This is a genomic window from Micromonospora sp. NBC_00362 (assembly GCF_026342155.1).
Lineage (GTDB): Bacteria > Actinomycetota > Actinomycetes > Mycobacteriales > Micromonosporaceae > Micromonospora > Micromonospora hortensis.
In genome coordinates, this window is the sequence record NZ_JAPENH010000001.1 from 5,987,331 (window position 1) to 6,011,175 (window position 23,845).

At 71.0% G+C, this 23,845-nt stretch carries 24 protein-coding genes; 17 read left to right on the forward strand and 7 right to left on the reverse strand.

The window, feature by feature from the left end:
* The first annotated feature begins 127 nt into the window (after nucleotides 1-127).
* The 5 genes from OG992_RS27655 to OG992_RS27675 all read left to right on the forward strand — a co-directional run bounded on the left by OG992_RS27655 (nucleotide 128) and on the right by OG992_RS27675 (nucleotide 5,285).
* The gene (locus OG992_RS27655; protein ID WP_266304653.1) at nucleotides 128-1,414 is read left to right on the forward strand and encodes a sugar ABC transporter substrate-binding protein; all 1,287 of its coding nucleotides are present in this window, start codon (nucleotides 128-130) and stop codon (nucleotides 1,412-1,414) included.
* Complete coding sequence (locus tag OG992_RS27660) at nucleotides 1,411-2,397, forward strand: carbohydrate ABC transporter permease (protein WP_266304654.1); 987 nt, start codon at nucleotides 1,411-1,413, stop codon at nucleotides 2,395-2,397. Before OG992_RS27655 ends, OG992_RS27660 begins: the two co-directional genes overlap by 4 nt.
* Nucleotides 2,394-3,224, forward strand: a complete 831-nt coding sequence (locus OG992_RS27665; RefSeq protein WP_238678492.1) for a carbohydrate ABC transporter permease — start codon at nucleotides 2,394-2,396, stop codon at nucleotides 3,222-3,224. Before OG992_RS27660 ends, OG992_RS27665 begins: the two co-directional genes overlap by 4 nt.
* Nucleotides 3,225-3,276: 52 nt before the next feature.
* Entirely contained in the window at nucleotides 3,277-3,918 is a 642-nt protein-coding gene (locus tag OG992_RS27670) for an MOSC domain-containing protein (RefSeq protein ID WP_266304655.1), read from the forward strand.
* Between the two features lie 173 nt (nucleotides 3,919-4,091).
* Nucleotides 4,092-5,285, forward strand: a complete 1,194-nt coding sequence (locus tag OG992_RS27675) for a low temperature requirement protein A (protein ID WP_266304656.1) — start codon at nucleotides 4,092-4,094, stop codon at nucleotides 5,283-5,285.
* A gap of 27 nt (nucleotides 5,286-5,312) precedes the next feature.
* Here OG992_RS27675 and OG992_RS27680 read toward each other — a convergent pair whose 3' ends face one another.
* The 3 genes from OG992_RS27680 to OG992_RS27690 form a co-directional block, all read right to left on the reverse strand.
* Nucleotides 5,313-6,500 carry a low temperature requirement protein A gene (locus tag OG992_RS27680; RefSeq protein ID WP_266304657.1) on the reverse strand — a complete coding sequence of 396 codons (1,188 nt, stop codon included), beginning with the start codon at nucleotides 6,498-6,500 and terminating at the stop codon, nucleotides 5,313-5,315.
* A 184-nt stretch (nucleotides 6,501-6,684) separates the two neighbouring features.
* The gene (locus OG992_RS27685) at nucleotides 6,685-7,587 is read right to left on the reverse strand and encodes a phytanoyl-CoA dioxygenase family protein (RefSeq protein WP_266304658.1); all 903 of its coding nucleotides are present in this window, start codon (nucleotides 7,585-7,587) and stop codon (nucleotides 6,685-6,687) included.
* Nucleotides 7,588-7,808: 221 nt separating this feature from the next.
* Complete coding sequence (locus OG992_RS27690; RefSeq protein WP_266304659.1) at nucleotides 7,809-8,669, reverse strand: hypothetical protein; 861 nt, start codon at nucleotides 8,667-8,669, stop codon at nucleotides 7,809-7,811.
* A 323-nt stretch (nucleotides 8,670-8,992) separates the two neighbouring features.
* On the opposite strand from OG992_RS27690, the gene OG992_RS27695 reads away from it, so the two are divergent.
* Nucleotides 8,993-9,757: an SDR family NAD(P)-dependent oxidoreductase gene (locus tag OG992_RS27695; RefSeq protein WP_266304660.1), complete on the forward strand. Its 765-nt coding sequence runs from the start codon at nucleotides 8,993-8,995 to the stop codon at nucleotides 9,755-9,757.
* Between the two features lie 47 nt (nucleotides 9,758-9,804).
* Here OG992_RS27695 and OG992_RS27700 read toward each other — a convergent pair whose 3' ends face one another.
* Nucleotides 9,805-10,593: an enoyl-CoA hydratase-related protein gene (locus tag OG992_RS27700; protein ID WP_266304661.1), complete on the reverse strand. Its 789-nt coding sequence runs from the start codon at nucleotides 10,591-10,593 to the stop codon at nucleotides 9,805-9,807.
* A 19-nt stretch (nucleotides 10,594-10,612) separates the two neighbouring features.
* Between OG992_RS27700 and hemW the strand changes: the two genes are divergently transcribed.
* Nucleotides 10,613-11,836 (forward strand): radical SAM family heme chaperone HemW, encoded by a 1,224-nt coding sequence (gene hemW / locus OG992_RS27705; protein ID WP_266305286.1) that lies wholly within the window; start codon nucleotides 10,613-10,615, stop codon nucleotides 11,834-11,836.
* Nucleotides 11,837-11,903: 67 nt separating this feature from the next.
* On the opposite strand, the gene OG992_RS27710 is transcribed toward hemW, so the two are convergent.
* Nucleotides 11,904-12,530 (reverse strand): DUF4870 domain-containing protein, encoded by a 627-nt coding sequence (locus OG992_RS27710; protein ID WP_266304662.1) that lies wholly within the window; start codon nucleotides 12,528-12,530, stop codon nucleotides 11,904-11,906.
* Nucleotides 12,531-12,755: 225 nt separating this feature from the next.
* On the opposite strand from OG992_RS27710, the gene hrcA reads away from it, so the two are divergent.
* The 3 genes from hrcA to OG992_RS27725 all read left to right on the forward strand — a co-directional run bounded on the left by hrcA (nucleotide 12,756) and on the right by OG992_RS27725 (nucleotide 15,735).
* Nucleotides 12,756-13,778, forward strand: coding sequence for a heat-inducible transcriptional repressor HrcA (gene hrcA, locus OG992_RS27715; protein WP_091409786.1), 1,023 nt, complete (start codon nucleotides 12,756-12,758; stop codon nucleotides 13,776-13,778).
* 75 nt (nucleotides 13,779-13,853) lie between these two features.
* The gene (gene dnaJ / locus OG992_RS27720; protein WP_181518639.1) at nucleotides 13,854-14,999 is read left to right on the forward strand and encodes a molecular chaperone DnaJ; all 1,146 of its coding nucleotides are present in this window, start codon (nucleotides 13,854-13,856) and stop codon (nucleotides 14,997-14,999) included.
* Nucleotide 15,000: 1 nt separating this feature from the next.
* On the forward strand, nucleotides 15,001-15,735 hold the full coding sequence (locus OG992_RS27725; RefSeq protein WP_266304663.1) for a 16S rRNA (uracil(1498)-N(3))-methyltransferase: 735 nt from the start codon (nucleotides 15,001-15,003) through the stop codon (nucleotides 15,733-15,735).
* A gap of 19 nt (nucleotides 15,736-15,754) precedes the next feature.
* Here OG992_RS27725 and ppk2 read toward each other — a convergent pair whose 3' ends face one another.
* Nucleotides 15,755-16,666 (reverse strand): polyphosphate kinase 2, encoded by a 912-nt coding sequence (gene ppk2 / locus OG992_RS27730; RefSeq protein WP_266304664.1) that lies wholly within the window; start codon nucleotides 16,664-16,666, stop codon nucleotides 15,755-15,757.
* A 72-nt stretch (nucleotides 16,667-16,738) separates the two neighbouring features.
* Complete coding sequence (locus OG992_RS27735; protein WP_266304665.1) at nucleotides 16,739-17,500, reverse strand: SDR family NAD(P)-dependent oxidoreductase; 762 nt, start codon at nucleotides 17,498-17,500, stop codon at nucleotides 16,739-16,741.
* Nucleotides 17,501-17,598: 98 nt separating this feature from the next.
* On the opposite strand from OG992_RS27735, the gene OG992_RS27740 reads away from it, so the two are divergent.
* The 7 genes from OG992_RS27740 to era all read left to right on the forward strand — a co-directional run bounded on the left by OG992_RS27740 (nucleotide 17,599) and on the right by era (nucleotide 23,789).
* The gene (locus OG992_RS27740) at nucleotides 17,599-17,958 is read left to right on the forward strand and encodes a histidine triad nucleotide-binding protein (protein ID WP_266304666.1); all 360 of its coding nucleotides are present in this window, start codon (nucleotides 17,599-17,601) and stop codon (nucleotides 17,956-17,958) included.
* A 73-nt stretch (nucleotides 17,959-18,031) separates the two neighbouring features.
* A complete protein-coding gene (locus tag OG992_RS27745) occupies nucleotides 18,032-19,429 on the forward strand; it encodes a serine hydrolase (protein ID WP_266304667.1) in 1,398 nt (465 codons plus the stop codon).
* A gap of 131 nt (nucleotides 19,430-19,560) precedes the next feature.
* The gene (locus tag OG992_RS27750) at nucleotides 19,561-20,619 is read left to right on the forward strand and encodes a PhoH family protein (protein ID WP_266304668.1); all 1,059 of its coding nucleotides are present in this window, start codon (nucleotides 19,561-19,563) and stop codon (nucleotides 20,617-20,619) included.
* Nucleotides 20,620-20,634: 15 nt separating this feature from the next.
* Complete coding sequence (ybeY, locus tag OG992_RS27755) at nucleotides 20,635-21,108, forward strand: rRNA maturation RNase YbeY (protein ID WP_030491788.1); 474 nt, start codon at nucleotides 20,635-20,637, stop codon at nucleotides 21,106-21,108.
* A complete protein-coding gene (locus OG992_RS27760) occupies nucleotides 21,084-22,508 on the forward strand; it encodes a hemolysin family protein (RefSeq protein WP_266305287.1) in 1,425 nt (474 codons plus the stop codon). The genes ybeY and OG992_RS27760 overlap by 25 nt, the downstream gene beginning before the upstream one ends.
* Nucleotides 22,501-22,887: a cytidine deaminase gene (locus OG992_RS27765; protein WP_266304669.1), complete on the forward strand. Its 387-nt coding sequence runs from the start codon at nucleotides 22,501-22,503 to the stop codon at nucleotides 22,885-22,887. Before OG992_RS27760 ends, OG992_RS27765 begins: the two co-directional genes overlap by 8 nt.
* Nucleotides 22,884-23,789 carry a GTPase Era gene (era, locus tag OG992_RS27770; RefSeq protein WP_181518637.1) on the forward strand — a complete coding sequence of 302 codons (906 nt, stop codon included), beginning with the start codon at nucleotides 22,884-22,886 and terminating at the stop codon, nucleotides 23,787-23,789. The genes OG992_RS27765 and era overlap by 4 nt, the downstream gene beginning before the upstream one ends.
* Nucleotides 23,790-23,845 lie beyond the last annotated feature (56 nt).

Here is a 23,845-nt window from a genome sequence, read left to right on the forward strand (position 1 = left end):
CTGTCGTCGGGCCGCTGCGGTACGGTCGCCACGTTTCGGCCAGTCCCGCCCACTGTCGTAAAGGAATTCTCCGTACTAGGGTGCGGCGGAGAAGGTTAGTTCCAAGCGGCGCGAGGGGAGAAGTGGCGTGAACAGGTGGAAGCGGTTGGCCCCGGTCACCGCCATGGTGGCCTCGGCCGCGATGGTGCTGACCGGCTGTGGAGGCTCCAGCGACGACGCGGCTGACGACAGCAAGCTCACGGTCTGGATGATGGGCGAGGGCGGCGACGCGCAGAACTCCTTCCTCGACGGGGTCGAGGCCGAGTTCCGCCAGAAGCACCCCGACACCGATGTGGTCGTGCAGTACATTCCCTGGCTGGAGGCGCCCAAGAAGTTCCAGGCGGCGCTCGCCGGTGGTGAGGGGCCGGACATCACCGAGCTCGGCAACACCGAGACTCAGGGCTGGGCCGCCCAGGAGGCGCTCGCCGACGTGAGTGGTCGGATGGGCGGCTGGGCCGACGGCAAGGATCTGCTGCCCGACCTGGTGCGCAACGCTCAGCTCGACGGCAAGCAGTACGGCGTGCCCTGGTACGCCGGTGTGCGCGCCATCTACTACCGCACCGACTGGTTCGCCGAGGCCGGCGTGCAGCCCCCGAAGAACTGGGACGAGCTGGTCACTGTGGCCAAGGCCGTGCAGGCGAAGAAGAAGGGCACCTACGGCATCGCCCTGCCCGGCAACTCCGAGCTGCCCTTCTACTCCTTCCTCTGGGGCGCCGGCGGCGAGATCGCCAGCAACCAGGGCGGCACCTGGAAGTCCGGCTACACCACGCCCGAGGCGCAGCGGGCCGTCAAGTTCTGGACCGACCTGGTGACCGTGCACAAGGTCGCCCCGCCGGCGGCGGCGAGTTGGAACGAGATCGACGCGCGTACCCAGTTCGCCACCGGCAAGGCCGCGATGGCCTTCGCCGGCAGTTGGCAGCAGGGCGCCATCAAGAAGGACAACCCCGAGATCGAGAAGGTCTGGGGTACGTTCCCGATCCCCGGCCCGGACGGCACGGCGGCACCCGGTTTCGCGGGCGGCTCGGACGTGGCGATCTGGAAGGACAGCCAGCGGCAGGACCTGGCCTGGGACTACCTGACCGTGCTGCTGAACAAGAAGAACGCGCAGAGCTTCGCGAGCAGCCTCGGCTTCTTCCCGGTCTACAAGGACCTGGTCGCCGGTGACGCGTACGCGAACGACAAGGTGATGGCGTCGTTCGCCACCACCATGCAGAACACCAAGCTCACGCCGCTCACCCCGAAGTGGGTGGAGGTCAGCCGGACGAAGACGGTGACCCAGGCGATGAACAGCTCGGTCATGAAGGGTCAGAAGACGGTCGAGAAGGCTACCGCCGACGCGGCCGGTGAGATGGAAGGCATTTTGAACAGCAAGTGATCTCACAGACCACAAGCCCGGAGACGGCCGCCGCGCGGGAGACCCCAGCGCGGCGGCGTCGCCGGGTGGACCGCCTGCCCTACCTGCTGCTCCTGCCCGCCCTGCTGATCATCGGGGTGCTGCTGCTCTGGCCGCTCGGCCAGGTGGTGGTGATGTCCTTCTACCGGCTGAACAGCGTCCGGCAACTGCGCGGCGACCGGGAGTGGCCGTGGGTGGGGCTCGGCAACTACGTCGACATCCTCTCCGACCCGTTCTTCCTGACCGTGCTGCGCAACACCGTTCTGTTCGCCGCGGCCAACGTGCTGCTCACCATGGTGCTCGGCACCCTGGTGGGGCTGCTGCTCAACCGGCTCGGTCGCAAGATGGCCACGTTCGTGGCCAGCTGCGTGATGCTCGCCTGGGCGACCCCGGCGCTGACCGGCACCATCGTCTGGAAGTGGATTTTCGACGACACCAGTGGCCTCGTCACGTGGCTGTTCAACGCGTTGCCGGACGGGCTCTCGAACAGCCTGTTCGGTCGCAGCGACTGGACCGGCTACGGCTGGTTCAACTCGCCGCTGCTCTTCTTCTCCATCCTCACCCTGGTGGTGGTCTGGCACTCGTTCCCGTTCATCGCGGTGAGCGTGCTGGCCGGTCTCAAGAGCGTGCCGAGTGAGCTGCACGAGGCGGCCCGGGTGGACGGCGCCAGCCCGTGGCGGGTCTTCTGGAAGATCACTTTCCCGTTGCTGCGCCCGGTCTTCGGGATCCTGATCGTGCTCTCCACGATCTGGGACTTCAAGGTCTTCACCCAGCAGTTCGTGCTGGCCGGCGGCACCCAGGACCGGCCGACGTTCATGCTCGCCATCTACTCGTACGCCGAAGCCTTCTCCCCGCCGCCCAAGTACGGGCTCGGCGCGGCCATCGCGGTGATCCTCACGCTGATCCTGCTCGTGGTCACCGGCTTCTACGTACGGATGGTGCTCAGGCAGGAGGACGAGTCGTGAAGAAAATCGCCCTCAACGGCGCCGGGCTGCTGGTCGCGCTCTTCGCGGCGTTCCCGGTCTACTGGATGATCTCCACCTCGCTGAAGCCGAGCAACGAGATCTTCTCGGCCACCCCGCAGCCGGTGCCGACTCACCCGACGTTGGCGCACTACCGGGAGATCCTGACCGGCAACCTGATCCCCGGCGTCAGCTTCCTCGACTTCTTCCTCAACAGCGCGCTGGTAGCTGTCTCGACTGTGGTGCTCAGCGGTCTGGTGGCGTTGCTCGCCGCGACCGCTGTGGCCCGGTTCCGCTTCAAGCTGCGGACCAGCTTCCTGATCATGCTGCTCGTGGTGCAGATGATCCCGCTGGAGGCGTTGGTCATCCCGCTGTTCCTGATGATCCAGCGACTCGGGCTCTACAACACCCTGCCCAGCCTGATCCTCACGTACCTCGGCTTCTCGCTGCCGTTCGCGGTCTGGATGCTGCGCGGCTTCGTCGCAGCGGTGCCCAAGGAATTGGAGGAGGCGGCGGCGATCGACGGGGCCAGCCGGGCCCAGATCTTCCGCCGGGTGCTCTTCCCGCTGGTAGCGCCCGGCCTGGTGGCCACCAGCATCTTCTCCTTCATCACCGCGTGGAACGAGCTGATCTTCGCGTTGACGTTCATCAACGACCAGGGCAGCTACACGCTTCCGGTGGCGATGACCTTCTTCTTCGGTCGGGACGACACCAACTGGGGGCCGGTGATGGCCGCGTCCACCCTGTTCACCCTGCCGGTCATCATCTTCTTCCTGCTGGTGCAACGTCGGATGGTCTCCGGCCTGGTGGCCGGCGCCGTCAAGGGCTGACCCCGCCCCGCGTGGGCCGACGTCGGTGCTGACCGCCACTAGGCTGGCGTTCATGACGGGCAGGGTGGCAGCGGTGAACCTCGGCATCGTGACCGAGGCTGGGTGGGCCAGCGACGCGAGCGGTCGCAGCGGCATCGACAAGCGGCCGGTCGACGTCCCGGTGTCGCTGCTCACCGGCGGCCTGGCGGGCGACTTCATCGCCGAGCGACCCCAGCACGGCGGCCCGGACCAGGCGGTCTACGCGTACGCGGAGGAGGACGCCGCCTGGTGGGTGGCCGAACTGGGCCGCGCCATACCGCCCGGCGGCTTCGGCGAGAACCTGACCACCTACGCGGTCGACGTGACGGGTGCGGTGATCGGCGAGCAGTGGCAGGTCGGCTCCGCCCTGCTGCAGGTCACCAAGCCGCGCACGCCCTGCACCACGTTCGCCGGGTTCTGGGGCGTACCGGATCTGATCAAGCGGTTCACCGTCCGGGCATCGCCCGGGGCCTACCTGCGGGTGCTGCGCGAGGGGGAGGTCGGCGCGGGTGACCCGGTCGAGGTGGTGGACCGTCCGGCGCACGGGGTGACCATCGGCGAGGTGTTCCGGGCGACCAGCCTGGAACCGGAGTTGCTGCCCCGGCTGCTCGACGTCGAGGATCTGCCGGCGTCGATCCAGGAGAAGGCCCGCCGCCGCCTCGCCGCCCAGGGCTGACCGACCCCGACGGCATCCGCCGCGACGCCGCGACGAGCACCGACGGTGTCGGCCGCGACGAGCACCGGCGGGCTCGGCGAATCCGACCCGGAAGAACCCGATGACCGGTCCAGCGCCGGACTTGCCCGTATTGTCCCCACGGAGGGCGTGCGGCGGGGACCGGGTGGAGCGCGATGTCGATGGCGACGGACGGTGGTGCCGCAGGGGCGTCACCCCCCGATCCGGGCCTGGAGCGTCCGGCGTTCCTGGAGCTGTTCTTCGACCTCGTCTACGTTTTCGCGCTGGTCACCTTGGCGACGGTGCTGGCCGAGAACCTGACCTGGGCGGGCGTCGCAGAGACGCTGGTGCTGCTGCTCGGGTTCACGATGATCTGGGCGCTGACGGTGTGGACGGCGGACAGCGTCGACCTGACCCGCCCGGCTGGGCAGGGGCTGTTCATCTGGGTGGCGGCGGCCAGCCTGCTGTTGGCCGCGCTCGCGGCCGATGCGTACGGCGATCACCGGCTGCTCTTCGCCACCACGTACGTGGTCATCCACCTCAGTACCGCGGCCTACTACATCCTTGTCGTCTCGCTCAGGAGGCCGCCGCGTCGCAGCATCCGGATCCTGATCTGGGAGGCCGTCGCCGGCGTCGGCTGGATCGGCGGGGCGCTCGTCGGCGGCTCGGGGCAGCTGGCGATCTGGGTGCTCGCTGTCATCGTCGAGTACGGCGCAGCGGCGTTGGGCTGGCCGGTGCCCGGGATCGGCCGCTCACGACCGCGCGACTGGCGGCTGGTCGGCGCGCGGGTGGCCGAGCGTTACCGGCAGTTCGTCATCGTCGCGCTCGGTGTCTCGATCTTCGTGACCGGCACGACCTTCAGCATGAGCGAGTACACGATGGAGCGAGCCTGGGCTCTCCTCGTGGTGTTCACCACCATCGTGTTGATGTGGCGGATCTACATCTACCGCGCCGGTGAGCTGCTGACCGACGCGATCGCCCGGTCGTCCTATCCGGCGCTGCTCACCCAGTCCGCCGCGGTCACCCATTTGATCATGGTGGCCGGAATCGTCGGCGCGGCGGTCACCAGCCGGCTCGTGGTGAGCCGCCCGTTGGGCGAGACCCCGCCCTCGTGGGCCGCGGTGATCCTCGGCGGACCCGCGTTGTACCTGGTCGGCCGGGGCGTCCTCGACTTCACAGTGTTCGGGCGGATCTCGCGGTCCCGGGTGGCCGGGCTGGCGCTGCTGGCGTGCGTGGCGCCGGCCACGCCCCTGCTGCCGCCGGTGCTGATCGCCCTGCTCGCCATGGCGGTGCTGCTCCTGATCGCCGTGGCGAACCTGGTGAGCACCCGGCGACACGCGCGTACACCGGCACCGCCGATGCTGCGGTGACTCTGTCCGGGGGCCGTCGACGGCGCTTCATCGCGATGGCGCGGCGGCCCCGACCAGGCGGCTACGCGCGGCCATCCCCTCGCCGACAAGGGTGACCAGGAGGACCAGGTTGGCCAGCACCAGGGCGGCCAGCGGCGGAAGCAGGAGTGTGGCGGGCGCCATCAGGGCACACAACACCACGATCGCCAGCACTCGGGACCAGAGGGTCCGGCCGGTCACCACCGCGTCGAACAGGACGCTGCCGAGCAGGAACAGAACCGGTCCGCCGAGGGTGGCGACAATCAGCTCGGCCGGGGCGCTACCGAACGGCCGGTCGATGACCAGCGAGGTGCTGGTCGAGACCAACACCACCCCGGCGACCATGACCAGATGGCTGTACGAGGTGGAGGTGCCGGAGCGGACGCGTTCCACAGTCGCGACGCTCGGTGGTGCCAGGATCCGCTGGACCCGCTGGAAGTAGAGCTGGAACAGCAGAACCGCGCTGACGAACGCGACAGCGCCGGTAGCCACCGCGCCGGCAGTGAATCCGCTGCCGGCCAGCCCCGTGCCGGTGCTCAGGATCAACTCGCCGAGCGCGACGATGAAGATCGCCCGGTGCCGCTCGGAGAGGTGCACCCCGGTGAAGATCTGGCTGGTGAGCTCGGTACGCCCCAGTCTCGGCGTCGGCCAACCGATCCGGGCGGAGCCGAGGTCGACAGCCACCGCGAGCGACCAGAGCACCAGTCGGGCGGTCTCGTCCGCGAACACCCCGGCCACCCAGGGCGTCACTGTGACGCCGAACCAGAAGAACACCCGGATGCTCCTGGCCTGGATCGGCCGGTTCACCCGGGTGCCGGGGATCAGGACGGCGTCGCGGACCAGGTGAATGGCGAAGTAGGCCGCTACGAAGAGCCAGCCGTACCGACCGAAGGCGTACGGAGTCGCGATCGCCATCAGCAGGGTGCCGAGCATGACCAGCAGGGTGGTCGCCTGGATGATCGGAAGTCGGGGGTTGAACAGGTCGGTGAGCCACGCGGTCAGCACCCAGACCCACCAGGCGGCCAGCAGCAGGACGGCGGTCTGCGCCGCGCCCCGGATGGTCAGGTCCTCGGCAAGGCTGGCAGCGAGCCGGGAGAACATGAAGATGTAGACGAGGTCGAAGAAGAGTTCCAGGAAGGTCGGGTATTGCGGCTCGCCGCGGCGGCGGAGGATCCGGGGGAGCGGAGCGGATGTCACTGCGCTGCCTCCTGTGCCACCCCACGCCCTGGGCACCACGCCCCGACCTGCGCACCCGCCACGCTACCGACAGGGCGGTTCCCGGTGGCCGGAACGGGCTCGGCCCGAGCGGTCGGTCCGCGGACGTGCAACGGCCCCCTGTCAACGCTGGGCGTCGGCAGGGGGCCGTCCTACGAGCAGTGGATCAGCGGAGCCAGGGGATGTTGCGGTCGAGCAGACCGCGCTCCTTGAGCTCCTTGCGCAGCGGGATCTCGTCGTCGACGTACCCGTCCCAGTTGATGCCCCAGTAGTTGGCGGTGTGGGTGCCCTCACCGATCAGCTGGCGCTGAACGGGGGTGCGGTTGCGGTACCACTCGCCGTCCACGTCGGGGTGCAGCTCGTCCAGGGGACGGATCCACCGGTAGGTGTACCCGACGAAGAGCATCTTGCGGGTGATGGTCGACAGGTTCGTCGACCGCGAGTGCCACTGCCGGCGGTCGAAGATGAAGGCGTCGCCCGGGTTGGCGGTGATCTCCACCGTGCCCTCCGGGTCGGGGTTCTGCACGGTGAGGTCCGCCGGCCGGGGCAGCGAGTTCTTCAGGTGGCTGCCCGGGATGACCTTGGTGGCGCCGCGGCCGGTCTCGGAGAGGTCCGACAGGACGTACGCGACCTTCAGCGAGAACATCGGCCGGGGCAGGTTCGGGTCCATCGTCTCCGGGTCGGAGTTCTGCCGGTACCCGTCCTGGTGCCAACCCCAGTACGGCTTCTCCGGCTCGGCGGCCGGCGGGGTGACGTCCAGGTGGTTGTGGTGGGTGTAGATGTTCCAGCCGGCCAGCCCCCACATGTACGGGAAGGCGACCGGGTGGGTCAGCAGCTCACCGAAGAGCTCGTCGCGCTCCAGGAAGCCCAGCAGGTGCAGGGTGCCGTCCTTCTTGGTGGTGCCCTTGGCCTGCTCCTCCGCGTAGACGCGGTCGACCGCCGCCTCCAGCGCCGCCCGGTGGTCCTCCGTCAGGACGTTGCGCAGCAGGAGGAAGCCCTGCTCGTGGAACTCCTTGCGGTCAGTGTCGCTGATCGGTTCGTAACCGGTCCGGTCGCCGTAATCGAACACCGCGTCGTACCCCTCCCCATGAGGTGAAACCTTTTCTGGCACAGGCCGCCGATCGTAACGCGGCGGTCCAGGCCTCGGGGAGGGTGTCGTGCGGGATTGGGCCACGGCGGGACCCCACGCAGCGAGAGAATCGCACAGAGTGAGATCCGAGTGATCAATAGTGCGATTAGGTGCGCTTTGCCCGATTGTGCGGTGACTGCCGGTTAAGAGATCCGGGTCGATCAGCCCTCGTTGAACACCTCGGCCACCACCTGGCCGGCGGGGTTCTGCCGGCCGTCCACCCGGCCCCACGAGCCGTCGCGGGCGGTCCACTCCAGGTCGCCGAAGCGAACCCGCTTCACGCCGTGGTCCTGGGCGTGCGAGACCAGCCAGTGCGCGTACCGCCAGCCGTCGCGCTGGTCACCCGGAGTCACCGCCAACCCGGTCGGGTCGGTCGGGTCGGTGCCCTTCAGCCCCCAGTCCAGCACCAGGTTGCGGGTCAGTTGCGCGGCCGCCGCCGCCCCGTGCATCGCCGGGGTGCGCCCCACCGAGCAGGCGACAGCGCCGCTGGCGTCGCCGAGCAGAGCCCGGCTGAGCACCTCGGAGTCGTCGGCCCATTTCTGGTACGCCTCGGGGAACGCCGAGCGCTGCACCCGCTGGGCGGCGTCGGTGACCCGCATCTCCTCCCAGCCGCGCACCTTCTTCAGGGCCGCGTAGAACCGGTTGGCCGCGTAACGCGGGTCGCGGATCTGCGCCGGAGTGCCCCAGCCCTGGCTTGGCCGCTGCTGGAACAGGCCGACCGAGTCGCGGTCGCCGGCGGCGAGGTTGCGCAGCCCGGACTCCTGGTACGCGGTGGCTAGCGCGACCACGACGGCCCGCTCGGGCATTCCGCGCTTCGCGCCGATCGCCGCGATGGTCGCCGCGTTGGCCATCTGGTCGGCGTCCAGCGCGACCCGTCCGTCGGCCTGCACCGTGCACTTGCGTGCCATCAGTGGCAACGTCAGATTGTCGCCGACCTGCCGTACGACGAGCCAGATCGCGATCACGGCGATGAGGATGAGCGCCACTCCACCCGCCACGGTTGCCCGAGTTCGCACCCACACCCCCAGATCGACAGTTCGCCAAGCGTACGTCCCCGCAGGCCCTCCGCGGGTCGTCCGAGCGGTTCGGGCCCAGCCTGGCCGACTCCGACCGATTCGGGGCGGCTCCGCTGTCGCGTACCGGTTGGCGACGTTCCCGCTCAGCTCGCGATCTCACCTGCCGCGTCGTTGCGGCATCAGCCCGTGGTGCAGGGGTGTCGCGCGCGTCACCGGGTAAGCGATATCGGGAAGCGATTGACCGGTCAAGGACTTGAGTCGGTTGACATGTCAATCCGACCTACCACCGCATAGCCGGACGTGTTGGTCGCCGAACGAGGAGGATTTCCATGGGAACGCTCGATGGCAAGGTCGTGCTGATCACCGGCACCGGCGGTGGTCTGGGGCGCGTCGCGGCACTGACCTTCGCCCGCGAGGGCGCGAAGGTCGTCGGGGCAGACCTCCAGGTCGCCGGTAACGACGAGACTGTCGAACTCGTCCGCAGCGCCGGCGGCGAGATGACCGGCATCGCGCCGGTCGACCTCACCGACCCCGAGCAGGTACGCAAGCTCGTCGACGACGCCGCAGCCGCCTACGGCGGGCTCGACGTGGTCTACAACAACGCAGCCGCGCTCCGCTTCGGCCCGATGCCCGACTTCTCCGTGGAGGACTGGCGCTACACCATCACCGGGGAACTCGACATTCCGTACTTCGTGTCGAAGTTCGCCTGGCCGCACCTGGTCCGGCGCGGTGGCGGCGTCATCATCAGCGCCGCCTCCATGGCCGGGTTGATCGGCGGCCACGTCCCGCCGATGGTCGGTCACACCGCCGCGAACGCCGGCATCATCGGCATGACGCGACAGCTCGCGCTCGAAGGCGCGCCCCACGGCATCCGCGCGGTGGCGATCAGCCCCGGGCCCACACTCACTCCGGCCAGCGAACGCGACCTCGGTGACAACCAGGAGGCGCGGGACGCCATCACCGCCAAGACGCTCCTCAAGCGCTTCGCGCGCCCCGAGGAGGTCGTCGAGCTGGTGGTCTTCCTCGCGTCCGATCGGGCGTCGTACATCACCGGGGCGAACTACCCGGTCGACGGCGGCGCGACCGCCTGGTGACCCGGCAGGAAACGGGGCGCCGCCGAACGACGGCGGCGCCCCGATCGTCAGTCGTCGAGAGCGGGCACCCAGCGCGCCGGTCGCTTCTCGCGGAACGCCATGACCCCCTCACGCCCCTCGTCCGACAGGAAGTAACCGGTCGAGACGGCGGAGAGCCGGGCCAGATCGGCGCGCAGCTCGGCCGTACCCGGTCGGCGCAGCAGCTCCTTCGCGCCGGCCAGTGCCCCGGGCGCGCCGCGCACCAGCGAGTCGCAGTAGCCCCGTACCGCGTCGTCCAACCCGTCCGCCGGGACCGAGGCCGTCACCAGCCCGATCTCGGCGGCCCGGCGCCCGTCGAAGGTGTCGCCGGTCAGGTACAGCTCGGCGGCGGCGCGCGGGTGCAGCCGGGGCAACACGGTCGCCGAGATGACTGCCGGGATCACCCCGATGCGTACCTCGGTGAACGCGAACGTCGCCTCGTCGGCGCAGACCGCCAGGTCGGCGGCGGCGATCAGGCCCAGCCCACCGGCCCGCGCCGGCCCGCCGACCCGGGCCAGCACCGGCTTCCGGCACTCCCAGAGCGCCGCGAGCACGTCACCCAGCATCCCGGCCGGCACCGTCCCGCTGGCGTACGCCGCGGCGGTCTCCTTCAGGTCCGCGCCGGAGCAGAAGACCGGGCCGGTGTGGTCGAGCACGATCACGCGGACCGCCTCGTCGGCGACAGCATCCGCCAGCCCGGCCAGCAGTTGGGTCATCAGGCCGGTGGAGAGCGCGTTGCGGTTGTGCGGGCTGTCCAGGGTGAGGGTGGTCACCCCACGGGCCGTGGCGACCCGCACGAGGACGTCGGGAGAGGTCATGCCGGGCACACTAGTGGCCATGCCCGGCGTCCTTCCAGATGGTGAGACCGTCCCCGTCGACGGATCGTTGCCCGCCACCGCCACCACGGCGGTCGGCGCGCGCGGCTTCGGCGTGTACGTGCACGTCCCGTTCTGCGCCAGCCGCTGCGGATACTGCGACTTCAACACCTACACGGCGTCCGAGCTGGGTGGCGGCGCGAGCCGCGAGGGGTACGCGGACACGGTCCTGGCCGAGCTGAAGCTCGCCGGCCGGGTGCTCGGCGACACCCCGCCGCCCCGGGTCGACACCGTCTTCGTGGGCGGCGGCACGCCCACCCTGCTCCCCGCCGACGACCTGGCCCGCATCCTCGACGGCATCGACCGCACCTGGGGGCTGGCCGCCGACGCCGAGGTGACCACCGAGGCCAACCCCGAGTCGGTCACCCCGGAATCGTTGAAGCTGCTGCGGGCCGCCGGCTACACCCGGATCTCGCTGGGCATGCAGTCCGCCTCCCCGGGGGTGCTGGCGATCCTGGACCGCAAACACAGCGCCGGCCGGGCCACCGCCGCAGCCCTGGAGGCGCGCGACGCCGGGTTCGAGCACGTCAACCTGGACCTGATCTACGGCACCCCCGGGGAGCGGGCCGAGGACTTCGCCGCCTCGCTGGAGCAGGTGGTCGCCGCCGGGGTGGACCACGTCAGCGCGTACGCCCTGATCGTCGAGGACGGCACCCGGCTCGCCGCCCGGATGCGACGCGGCGAACTGGCGTACCCCAGTGACGACGTGGCCGCCGACCGCTACCTGGCCGCGGAGGCCGCGCTCGACGCGGCCGGGCTCTCCTGGTACGAGGTCTCCAACTGGGCCCGCACCGAGGAGGCCCGCTGCCGGCACAACCTGCTCTACTGGACCGGCGCGGACTGGTGGGGGCTGGGGCCGGGGGCGCACAGCCACGTCGGTGGGGTGCGCTGGTGGAACGTGAAGCACCCCTCGGCGTACGCCCAGCGGTTGGCAGCCGGCGCGTCTCCCGGTCTGGCCCGGGAGGTGCTCACCGTCGACGAGGCGCACATGGAGGACGTGATGCTCCGGCTGCGGCTGGCCAGCGGCCTCCCGTTGGCGGTGCTCGACGCCACCGGCCGGGCCGGCGCCGAACGGGCGCTGGCCGGCGGTCTCCTGGCCGCCGACGAGTACGCCGCCGGCCGGGCGGTGCTCACACTGCGCGGGCGGCTGCTCGCCGACGCGGTGGTCCGCGACCTGCTGCCCTGACTGGCCCACCGCCCCCCGGACCGGGACAGCGGTGAACCGGGCCGGCCGGGGGAGCGGCCGGCCTGGTTCACTTGATGAAGTTGGCGGTCATCGGGTAGCGGTACGGGGTGCCCTCGTTGGCCTTGATGCCGGCGATGATCCCGAACAGGATCTGGATCACCACGACGGCGATGCTGGGCAGGAAGAGCAGGCACCAGCTCACGAAGAGCAGCACGAACGCGATGATCGACCAGAGGATCTGGAAGTTCAGGGCGGCGAGGGCGTGCGCCCGGACGGTCGGCGACTGCTGGCCGCGGGCCAGGTAGGCGATCAGCGGGGCGACGAAGCCCAGCGGACCGAAGCTGACCAGCGCGCCGAGCGCGCCGCCGAAGTGCGCGACCAGCGCCCAGGTCTTGTCCTCGTTGGTGGCGTAGCCGCCGCCGGGGCCGCCGTAGGCCCCACCGGCCGGGTAGCCGCCGGGCGGGGGATAGCCCCCCGCCGGGGGGTAGCCGCCTGCCGGAGGGTAGCCGCCTGACGGCGGTTGGTCACCGGTGGGCGGCGGATAGCCACCGGGCGGGGGATACCCGGCCGGGCCGGGTGCCCCGGACAGTGGTGCGGTGGGCGGCTCGGCCGACGGGAACGGGCCTGGGGAGGTGGGCTCCGGCGGGTAGTTGCCGGGGTCGCCCGACCCGGGAGGGCGAGGAGGTTCAGTCATGGATGTCACGGTAGGTGCCAGTGGCAACGCCGCACCAGAGCGACACCGCCTGGCAGTGTGGGCCGATCGGCCTGACAGGGTGGTGTGGGCCGCACCGAAGGGTGGCCGTTGATCATCGCGTCGGCGGGCCTGCCGACGTAGACTGGCACTCGTTACAGTCGAGTGCCAGGACGGCCCGGCCGGCCCAGAGCGCCGGCGGCCGACGTGCGACAGGAGGTGCGGAGGATGGGTCTCGACGACCGGAAACTCGCAGTGCTCCGCGCCATCGTCGAAGACTACGTCTCCACCCAGGAGCCGGTCGGCAGCAAGGCGCTGGTCGAGCGGCACCAGCTCGGGGTCTCCCCGGCCACGGTCCGCAACGACATGGCCGTGCTGGAGGAGGAGGGCTACATCCGGCAGCCGCACACCAGCGCCGGCCGGGTGCCCACCGACCGTGGCTACCGCCTCTTCGTCGACCGGTTGTCCCGGGTCAAGCCGCTCAGCCCGGCCGAGCGCCGGGCCATCGAGCGCTTCCTGGTCGGCGCTGTCGACCTCGACGACGTGGTGCACCGCACGGTGCGGTTGCTCGCCCAGCTGACCCGGCAGGTCGCCGTCGTGCAGTACCCGAGCCTGGCCCGCTCCTCGGTGCGTCACCTGGAGCTGGTGCCGATCTCCACCACCCGGCTGATGCTCGTCATGATCGCCGACACCGGGCGGGTGGAGCAGCGCCTCGTCGAGCTGCCCGGGCCGGTGCCCGCCGACGACGTCACCGACCTGCGCCGACTGATCAACGAGAAGCTCGCCAACGCCCGGCTGTCCGAGACACCGCCGCTGGTGCAGGCGCTGGTCGAGGAAGCGCCGACCGGCCTGCGTCCGACAATGACCACGCTCGCCACAGTCCTGCTGGAGACGCTCGTCGAGCGGCACGAGGAGCGGATCGCGCTCGCCGGCACCGCGAACCTCACCCGGGGTGGCCTGCTCGACTTCCAGGGCTCCCTGCGGCCGATCCTCGAAGCTCTGGAGGAGGAGGTCGTGCTGCTCAAACTCATCGGTGAGACCGAGCCGAGCACGACCCGGGTGCTGATCGGCGACGAGAACGAGTTCGACAACCTGCGCGCCGCCTCGGTGGTCAGCACCGGGTACGGCCCGGGCACCACAATTGTGGGCGGCCTGGGGGTGCTGGGGCCCACCCGGATGGACTACCCCGGCAACATCGCCACGGTGCGCGCCGTGGCACGCTACGTGGGCGAGTTGCTGGCCCAGAACTGATTGGTCAGGGCCGACGCGGCCGGCTGCGGCCGCCGACCGGCGCAACGCGAGACGAACATGAGGACACGGAACGCAGTGGCCAGGGACTACTACGGCATTCTCGGTGTGAGCCGGGAAGCCTCCGATGACGAGATCAAGCGCGCCTACCGCAAGTTGGCGCGCCAGTTCCACCCGGACGTCAATCCGGACCCGGAGGCTCAGGAGAAGTTCAAGGACATCAACGCCGCGTACGAGGTCCTCTCGGACGACCGGAAGCGGCAGATCGTCGACCTGGGTGGCGACCCGCTCGCCCCTGGTGGTGGCGGCGCCGGTGGCCCGGGTGGGCCCGGAGGCGCCGGCCCGTTCGTCGGTTTCCAGGACATCATGGACGCGTTCTTCGGCGGTGCCGGAGGTGGCGCGCGTGGCCCACGGCCGCGTACCCGCCCGGGCGCCGACGCGATCCTGCGGCTCGAACTCGACCTGCACGAGACGGCCTTCGGCGTCGAGGCGCCGATCACCGTCGACACCGCTGTGCTCTGCACCACCTGCTCCGGCGCCGGCACTGCCGCCGGCACGCACCTGGCGACCTGCGAGGCGTGCGGCGGTCGGGGCGAGGTGCAGTCGGTGCAGCGCACCTTCCTCGGCCAGGTGGTCTCCGCCCGGCCGTGCACCGTGTGCCAGGGCTACGGCACCACCATCCCGCACCCCTGCCCCACTTGCGCCGGCGACGGCCGGGTGCGGACCCGCCGCTCGCTGACCGTCAAGATCCCGGCCGGCGTCGAGGACGGCATGCGGATCCGGCTGGCCCAGCAGGGCGAGGTGGGCCCCGGCGGCGGCACCGCCGGCGATCTCTACGTGGAGATCCACGAGCGCCCGCACGACGTGTACTCCCGCAAGGGCGACGACCTGCACTGCCGGGTCACGGTGCCGATGACGGCGGCGGCCCTGGGCACCCGGCTGACCATCAAGACGCTGGACAGCGAGGAGACCGTCGACGTCAAGGCCGGCACCCAGCCGGCCAGCACGCTGCGACTGCGCGCCCGGGGCGTGCCGCACCTGCGCGGCACCGGCCGAGGCGACCTCTACGTGCACCTGGACGTGCGGACGCCGACCAAGCTCGACCCGGACCAGGAGAAGATGCTGCGCGACTTCGCCAAGACCCGTGGTGAGGAGGTCGCCGAGCTGTCCAAGCAGGGCGGCTTCTTCTCCCGGATGCGCGACGCGTTCAACGGGCACGCCTGAGGTGTCCGCGCCGCTGTTCCTGGTGGAGGCGCTGCCCACCGGTGACGCGCTGACACTGGACGGCCCGGAGGGGCACCACGCCGCCACAGTGCAGCGACTGCGCGTCGGCGAGGAGTTGCTGCTCGCCGACGGTCGGGGTGGCACGGCCGCCGGCGTGGTCACGGCCGTCGGCCGGGGCAGCCTGGAGGTCAGCATCACCTCCCGGGGGTACGCGGACGCGCCCGTACCCCGTTTGGTGACAGTGCAGGGCATCGCCAAGGGCGACAGGGGCGAGCTCGCCGTGCAGGCGATGACCGAGGTCGGGGTGGACGAGATCGTGCCCTGGGCGGCCTCGCGTTCGGTGACCCAGTGGCGCGGTGACCGGGGCGTACGCGCCCGGGAGAAGTGGGTGGCCACCGCCCGGGAGGCGGCCAAGCAGGCCCGCCGGCCGTGGCTGCCGGTGGTGGCCGGTGCGCCGGACGAGTCCACCGCCACCGTTGCCTGTCGGATCGCCGGCGCCGCCGCCGGGTTCGTGCTGCACGAGGAGGCCGACGAGCGGCTCACCACCGCCGAGCTGCCCTCCACCGGTGAGATCGTGCTGGTGATCGGCCCGGAGGGTGGCATCGCCCCGGCCGAGCTGACCGCCTTCGCCGAGGCCGGCGGGCGACCCGTACGCCTCGGGCCGGCCGTGCTGCGCACCTCCACCGCCGGGGTGGCGGCCCTCAGCGTGCTCGCCACCCGCCTCGGCCGCTGGTGACAGCGGGCCCCGGGCTCGTTCAGGGCCGGGGAAAGACCGGCACCACCTCTTCCTCGGGCCCCAGGTCCAGCCCGGCCGGCCCGATGATCTGCGGGTCCGGTGCGCCGACCACCTCGGGGTCCTTGCCGGTGTAGTCGAAACGGTGCAGCACGTGCCGCATCGCCTCGAGCCGGGCCCGCTTCTTGTCGTTGCTCTTCACCACCGTCCACGGCGCGTCGGCCGTGTCGGTCCAGAAGAACATCGCCTCCTTGGCCTCGGTGTACTCGTCCCACCGATCGAGTGAGGCGATGTCCATCGGGGACAGCTTCCACTGCCGGACCGGGTCGACCTGGCGGATCGCGAACCGGGTGCGCTGCTCGTTCTGGGAGACGGAGAACCAGAACTTGACCAGCCGGATGCCCGAGCGCACCAGCATCCGTTCCAGCTCCGGGGCCTGCCGCAGGAACTCCAGGTACTCCTTGCGGCTACAGAAGCCCATCACCCGCTCCACGCCGGCCCGGTTGTACCAGGAACGGTCGAACAGCACGATCTCACCTGCCGCCGGCAGGTGCGCCAGCCACCGCTGGAAGTACCACTGGGCGGCTTCCCGCTCGTCCGGCTTGGCGGGCGCCACCACCGACGCGCCACGCGGGTTGAGGTGCTCCATGAAGCGTTTGATGGTGCCGCCCTTGCCGGCCGCGTCCCGGCCCTCGAAGAGGATCACCAAACGCTCGCCGGACTCCTTGATCCAGTCCTGGAGTTTCAGCAGCTCGATCTGGAGCAGCCGCTTGTCGCGGTCGTACTCCTCGCGGTCCAGTCGCTCGTCGTACGGGTAGTCCTCGCGCCAGGTCTCGACGGGGGTGCCGTCGGGGCGGAGCAAGACAGGGTCGTCGTCGTGGCCATCGGCCACCCGGTAGTCGGCGGTGAGGTCCAGCAACGCGGAGTCGGCCATGTCGGTGGGACTTACCCTCCCGCGAACCGCGAACCACCTCCCCGGTCGGGTGATCTGCCGAACGCGTCGACCTCAGCTGCGCAGGTAGGAGGCGCCGTTGAGGTCGACGATGGTGCCGGAGGCCCACTCGGACTGCGGCGAGGCCAGCCAGTGCACGGCGGCGGCGATCTCCTCCGGTTGGCCGACCCGGTCGAACGGGCTCTGCGCCCGGATGGCCGCGCCCCGCTCGCCGCGCAGGTGCTCGGTGGTCATGTCGGTCGCCACGAAGCCCGGCGCGACGGTGGCGACAGTGATGCCGTACGGCGCGAGCGCCACGGCGAGCGACTGGCCCAGCGCGTTCAGCCCCGCCTTGCTGGCGCCGTACGCCGGCTGCTCCGGTTCGCCGCGGAACGCGCCACGGGACGAGACGTTGACGATCCTCCCGCCGCGTTCGCGCATGTGCTGGGCGGCGCACCAGGTGACGTTGCCGGCGCCGGTCAGGTTGGTCTCCATGACCTGCCGCCAGCGCTGCTGCCACTCCTCGTACGAGGCGCCGAAGATCGGGTGCGGGTCGTCGCGGTCGCCGTACGTCCCGGCGTTGTTGACGAGCACGTCGAGCCCGCCGAGCAGTTCGGCGGCGCGGTCCACCATGACCCGGACCGCGCCCGGATCGGTGAGGTCGGCGCGGACCACGACGTGCCCGGTGCCCGGCAGTTGCGCGCGCAGTTCCTCGGCCGCGTCGGCGGAGTCGCGGTGGTGGATGGCCACCCGGTCGCCGCCGACTGCGAACGCCGTCGCCACCGCGCGGCCGATCCCGCGCGAGGCCCCGGTCACGAGTACCGCCCGATCCGTCATGCCGGCCATCCTGCCTCAGCCGTGTCTTCCCCTTCGAACGGGCCGGCGGCGCATGCTGCGCCGGAGCGCCCCGGCCCGTTGGTCCTTACACTGCCCCGATGGGATCCGACTGCCTGTTCTGCCGCATCGTCGCCGGGGAGATCCCGGCCACAGTGGTCCGGGAGACCGAGACCACGCTCGCCTTCCGCGACATCGACCCGAAGGCGCCGGTGCACGTCCTGGTCATTCCGAAGGAGCACTACGCCGACGTCGCCACGCTCGCCCAGGGCGACCCGGCGCTGGCGGCCGACGTGCTGGCGACGTCCGCCGCCGTGGCCGAGGACGAGGGGCTGCTCGGCGACGGTTTCCGGCTGATGTTCAACACCGGCGCGTACGGCGGGCAGGAGGTCTTCCACGTGCACGCGCACCTGCTCGGCGGTGCGCCGCTCGGCCCGATGCTCGCCCGGGACCTCGCGTGAGCGAGCGCAGCGAGCGAACCAGAAGGCTCAGTGGGGCGCCGCACGCCGACGCGCAGCGAAGCGGAGCGGGGGCATGACCGCAGATGCGGCGCCCGGCTCCGGGGTGAACGAGCACCTGGACCGGTTGGTCCGGCGGGTGCAGGCCGACGCCCGGGTGCCGGCGGTGTCCGCGGCACTGCACCGGGCCGACCGACCGCTCTGGAGCTGCACTGTCGGCGAGACCGGCACCGCCGGCCCTCTGGACGCGGGCACCCAGTTCCGGATCGGCTCGATCACCAAGACGTTCACAGCGGTGCTGGTCCTGCAGTGCCGCGACGACGGGCTGCTGGACCTGGACGACCCGGTGGGCCGGCACCTGGACCTTCCGGCGCACGGCGAGCTGACAGTGCGCCGGTTGCTGTCGCACACCGGTGGCCTGCAACGCGAGCCGTTCGGCGATGTGTGGGACAGCCTGCGCGCACCGGACGACCGCCAACTTGTCGCCGAGCTGGACCGGGCCGAGCGGGTGCTGCCGACCGGCCGGCGGTTCCACTACTCGAACCTGGGCGTGGCCGTGCTCGGTCAACTCGTCGCCCGGCTCCGGGGTGGCAGCTGGGCGCAGGCGCTCACCGAGCGGATCCTGACGCCACTGGGGCTGACCGACACCACTGTGACCCCACGGCCGACGGCGGCCACCGGGTTCCTGGTCGACGCGTACTCCGACGAGGCGCACCCGGAACCGCCGACCGACTTCGGCGCGGTCGGCCCGGCCGCCCAGCTCTGGAGCACCGCCACCGACATGGCCCGCTGGGCGGCGTTCCTGGCCGACCCGGCGGCGCTGGACCCGACCGGCGCGGTCCTCGCCCCGGCCACCCTGGACGAGATGCGCTGGCCGCTGACCACCACCGACGAGACGCTCTGGGGCGCGGGCTTCGGGCTCGGGCTGATCCTGATCCCGCAGGGGGAGCGGGTGATGCACGTGGGGCACGACGGGGCGATGCCCGGGTTCCTCGCCGGGGCGTACGGCCGTCGCGGCGGTGACGGCACACCCGGGGCGATGGGTGCCGCGGTGCTCGGCTCGTCCGGCACGGCGAGCGAATTGTTCGATCTGTCGCACCGGCTGCTCGCCGTGGCGGTCGAGCACGACCCGGCCGAGATCGAGCCCTGGCGGCCCGGCGCACCCGCACCGGCGGCCCTGCGGGGTGCTCTCGGCCGCTGGTGGGGAGAGGGCTCCGAGTACGTCTTCTCCTGGCACGACGGCACCCTGCGGGCGCGCGGGGTCGGTGACCCGGCCGGACGTCCGCCGGCGATCTTCACCCCGCTGCCGGACCAGCCGGACGTGTTCCGGGTGGTCTCCGGCCGGGAGGTCGGGGAGCTGCTGCGGCTGACCCGGGACGAGGCCGGCGCTGTGGTCCGGATGCACTGGGCGACGTACCGGTTCACCCGCCACCAGGAGACCTTCGACAGGTACGACTTCCGGGCCGGGAGTTGATCGCGGCCAGCGGAAATGGGCGCGATGCGGCCCGCGTTGAACCGATACGATGGGTGTAACGTCCGCACGCCAGGCCAGGAGGCCGGCGCCGAGATCGAGAGCAGGTGGCGCAGGGCCCTTCGGCCCAACCTATGACCGGCACCCCACCTCCCGGCCCGCCCCGGGTGCAGACCAGGATCACCGTGCCCGACCCGAAGATCATGGTCAATCTGCTCGGCGCAGGCGACGAGATCCTCAGACTCGTCGAACGCTCGGTCACCAGTGACGTGCACGTCCGCGGCAACGAGATCACCATCACCGGTGACCCCGCGGACAACGCCCTCGCCGAGCGGGTCTTCAGCGAGCTCCTCGAACTCATCGAGAAAGGCGAGACCCTGACCAGTGACGCCGTCCGGCGTACCGTCGGCATGCTCGAGCAGGGCAGCGCCGAGCGGCCCGCCGAGGTCCTGACACTCAACATCCTCTCCCGGCGCGGGCGCACCATCCGCCCCAAGACGCTCGGGCAGAAGAAGTACGTCGACGCGATCGACACCCACACCATCGTCTTCGGCATCGGCCCGGCCGGCACCGGAAAGACCTACCTGGCGATGGCGAAGGCCGTCCAGGCGTTGCAGGCCAAGCAGGTCAACCGGATCATCCTCACCCGGCCGGCGGTCGAGGCTGGCGAGCGACTGGGCTTCCTGCCCGGCACGCTCAACGAGAAGATCGACCCGTACCTGCGCCCGCTCTACGACGCGCTGCACGACATGCTCGACCCGGAGACCATCCCGAAGCTGATGGCCGCCGGCACGATCGAGGTCGCCCCCCTCGCCTACATGCGGGGTCGGACGCTCAACGACGCGTTCATCATCCTGGACGAGGCGCAGAACACCACGCCCGAGCAGATGAAGATGTTCCTCACCCGACTCGGCTTCAACTCCAAGATCGTCGTGACCGGTGACATCACCCAGGTGGACCTTCCCGGCGGGACGAGCAGCGGCCTGCGGGTGGTTCGGGAGATCCTGGAAAACGTCGAGGACGTGCACTTCTCCCAGTTGTCCAGCTCTGACGTGGTCCGCCACCAGCTGGTCGGGGAGATCGTCGACGCGTACGCCCGCTGGGACGCCGAGCGGGAGAACCAGCAGGCGCAGGGCGTTCACGCCGTGCCTGGGCGACCCGCCCAGGGCGGCCGGGCCGCCCGCCGCCGCTAAAGCAGAGGAAAGCAGTTGTCCATCGAGATCGCCAACGAGTCCGGTGTCGACGTCGACACCGACGCCGTGCTCGCCGTCGCCCGGCACGCCCTCGACGAGATGGGGGTCAACCCCCTCGCCGAGCTGTCAGTGCTGCTGGTCGACATCGACTACATGACCGAGCTGAACCACCGCTGGATGGGTGGCGACGGCCCGACCGACGTGCTCGCCTTCCCCATGGACGAGGGCAGCGTCGACCACGGCCCGGGTGAGTCGGCGCCGGCCGGCGGCGAGCCCGCACTGCTCGGCGACATCGTGCTCTGCCCGGAGGTGGCGGCCAAGCAGGCCGCGACCGCCGGGCACGCGCCGGCCGACGAGCTGCACCTGCTCACCGTGCACGGTGTGCTGCACCTGCTCGGCTACGACCACGCCGAGCCGGAGGAGGAGCGGGAGATGTTCGCACTCCAGGCTCGGCTGCTGGCGAGCTGGCGGTCGACCCGCACCCAGTGATGTCCACTCCTCCGTTACTCGCGGCCGGCGCCACCGCCGGCCTTCCCGACTTTCAGCTGATCGTCTTCGCGGCCGGTCTGGTGGTGCTGGCCGGCCTGATCGCGATGACCGAGGCGGCCCTCGCCGCTGTGTCACCGGCCCGAGCCGCCGAGCTGGCCCGCGACGGCGTGCGCGGCGCCCGTACCCTCCAGGTCGTGGCCGGCGACGTCGTCCGGCACCTCAACCTGCTCCTGCTGTTGCGGCTGCTTGCCGAGCTGACCGCCACCACGCTGGTGGCGCTCGTGGCGGTGGACAGCTTCGGCGCCGGCTGGCGGGCCGCGCTGGTGACCGCCGGCGCGATGACGGTGGTCAGCTTCGTGGTCGTGGGCGTCGCCCCGCGCACCATCGGCCGGCAGCACGCCTACGCCGTGGGTCGTGCGGTGGCGCCCCTGGTCCGCTGGTTGGGCCGGGCGCTCAACCCGCTCGCGTCGCTGCTGATCCTGATCGGCAACGCGGTCACCCCGGGGCGCGGCTTCCGGGAAGGCCCGTTCGCCACCCAGGTGGAGCTGCGGGAGCTGGTCGACCTGGCCGAGCAGCGCGGCGTGGTCGAGCACGGCGAACGCCAGATGATCCACTCCGTCTTCGCGCTCGGCGACACCATCGCCCGTGAGGTGATGGTGCCGCGTACCGAGATGGTGTGGATCGAGGAGGGCAAGACGCTCGCGCAGGCGCTGGCGCTCTTCCTGCGCTCCGGTTTCTCCCGCATCCCGGTGATCGGCGAGAGCGTGGACGACGTGCTGGGGGTGCTCTACCTCAAGGACCTGATCCGGCGCTCCCGGGGCGGTGACCCGGAGGCCGAGCAGCTGCCGGTGGCCGAGCTGATGCGCCCGGCTACCTTCGTACCGGAGTCCAAGCCGGTCGACGACCTGCTGTCCGAGATGCAGGCGGCCCGCAACCACCTGGTCATCGTGGTCGACGAGTACGGCGGCACGGGCGGTCTGGTCACCATCGAGGACATCCTCGAGGAGATCGTCGGTGAGATCACCGACGAGTACGATGTCGAGCGCCCGCCCGTCGAACGTCTGGCGGACTCCTCGGTGCGGGTGACCGCTCGCCTGCCGGTGGAGAATCTCGGCGAGATGTTCGAGACCGACCTGCCCACCGACGAGGTGGAGACGGTCGGCGGTCTGCTCGCCCAGTCGCTGGGGCGGGTGCCGATCCCGGGCGCCGAGGCCGAGGTCGCCGGTCTCCGTCTGGTCGCCGAGGGCACCACCGGCCGGCGCAACCGGATCGACACCGTCCTGGTCAGTCGGGTGGAACCGGGCGACGAGCAGGACACCGCGGGGCGCGGCGCGCACGCCGGCCCGGGGGACGACACTGACAACTATCGAGACGACGAGAGGCAACCCGCCGATGCCTGACACACCCGCCGCGCCTGCCGCCCGGCCCACCCCCACCGCGTCGGGCGCCCTGAGCGCCGAGGACGGCAAGCTCGTCGTCCTGGCCCGGGGAGCCCGCGCGCGGGTCGGTGCCGTGGAGGGCGCCGCGGTTCGCGACCAGGACGGCCGGACGTATGCGGCGGCCAGTGTCGCGCTGCCGTCGTTGACGCTCACCGCGTTGCAGCTGGCGGTCGCTTCGGCCGTGGCGGCCGGGGCGACTCGGTTGGAGGCGGCGGTGGTGGTGACCGAGGCGTCGACGCTGGATGGTGCCGGGCACGCTGCGGTACGCGACCTCGCGGCGGACGCACCGGTCCACGTGGCCGCTCCGGACGGCACTGTCCTCGGCACGGTGACCCAGTGAGCCCGGTGCAGGATCCGGAGGCGCGTCCGTACCGGGCCGGGTTCGGCTGCTTCGTCGGTCGCCCCAACGCTGGCAAGTCGACGCTGACGAACGCCATCGTCGGCACCAAGATCGCCATCACCTCGAACAAGCCGCAGACCACGCGGCACGTCATCCGGGCGGTGCTGCACCGACCGGAGTCGCAGCTGGTCCTCGTCGACACGCCGGGCCTGCACCGCCCCCGTACGCTGCTCGGCGAACGTCTCAACGACCTGGTCCGGTCCACCTGGACCGAGGTCGACGTGATCGGCCTGTGCATCCCCGCCGACGAGCCGGTCGGGCGCGGTGACCGGTTCATCACCGGCGAGTTGGCCGAGTTGAAGGCGACAGTGCTGGCGGTGGTCACCAAGACCGATCTGGTGGACAAGCGTCGCCTGGCCGAGCAGCTGCTGGCGGTCAGCAAGATGGGGGAGTTCGCCGAGATCGTGCCGGTGAGCGCGGTGTCCGGGCACCAGGTGGACACCCTCGTCGACGTGATGACCAAGTACCTGCCACCGTCGCCGCAGCTCTACCCGGACGACATGCTCACCGACGACCCGGAACAGGTGCTGGTCGCCGAGCTGATCCGGGAGGCCGCCCTGGAGGGGGTCCGCGACGAGCTGCCGCACTCCATCGCCGTGGTGGTGGAGGAGATGATCCCCGAGGGTCAGGTCATGAAGATCTACGCCGACCTGTACGTGGAGCGGCCCAGCCAGAAGGCCATCGTGCTCGGGCACAAGGCGAGTCGGCTCAAGGAGGTCGGCACCAACGCCCGCAAGCAGATCGAGGAGCTGCTCGGCGGTCGGGTCTACCTCGACCTGCACGTGCGGGTCGCGAAGGATTGGCAGCGCGACCCGAGGCAACTGCGCAAGCTGGGCTTCTGACCCACCTCGTCGACCGTGCCCGACCGGCGGCACTATCGCCCTCGGTCGGGCCGCCG

Coding starts and splice junctions, on each gene's coding strand:
- OG992_RS27740 (WP_266304666.1), top strand. CDS start 17,599: ATGGGATCCGACTGCCTGTTCTGCCGCATCGTCGCCGGGGAGATCCCG.
- hrcA (WP_091409786.1), top strand. CDS start 12,756: ATGGGTCTCGACGACCGGAAACTCGCAGTGCTCCGCGCCATCGTCGAA.
- OG992_RS27735 (WP_266304665.1), bottom strand. CDS start 17,500: ATGACGGATCGGGCGGTACTCGTGACCGGGGCCTCGCGCGGGATCGGC.
- hemW (WP_266305286.1), top strand. CDS start 10,613: ATGCCCGGCGTCCTTCCAGATGGTGAGACCGTCCCCGTCGACGGATCG.
- OG992_RS27670 (WP_266304655.1), top strand. CDS start 3,277: ATGACGGGCAGGGTGGCAGCGGTGAACCTCGGCATCGTGACCGAGGCT.
- OG992_RS27745 (WP_266304667.1), top strand. CDS start 18,032: ATGACCGCAGATGCGGCGCCCGGCTCCGGGGTGAACGAGCACCTGGAC.
- OG992_RS27695 (WP_266304660.1), top strand. CDS start 8,993: ATGGGAACGCTCGATGGCAAGGTCGTGCTGATCACCGGCACCGGCGGT.
- OG992_RS27700 (WP_266304661.1), bottom strand. CDS start 10,593: ATGACCTCTCCCGACGTCCTCGTGCGGGTCGCCACGGCCCGTGGGGTG.
- OG992_RS27750 (WP_266304668.1), top strand. CDS start 19,561: ATGACCGGCACCCCACCTCCCGGCCCGCCCCGGGTGCAGACCAGGATC.
- OG992_RS27710 (WP_266304662.1), bottom strand. CDS start 12,530: ATGACTGAACCTCCTCGCCCTCCCGGGTCGGGCGACCCCGGCAACTAC.
- ppk2 (WP_266304664.1), bottom strand. CDS start 16,666: ATGGCCGACTCCGCGTTGCTGGACCTCACCGCCGACTACCGGGTGGCC.
- OG992_RS27675 (WP_266304656.1), top strand. CDS start 4,092: ATGTCGATGGCGACGGACGGTGGTGCCGCAGGGGCGTCACCCCCCGAT.
- OG992_RS27765 (WP_266304669.1), top strand. CDS start 22,501: ATGCCTGACACACCCGCCGCGCCTGCCGCCCGGCCCACCCCCACCGCG.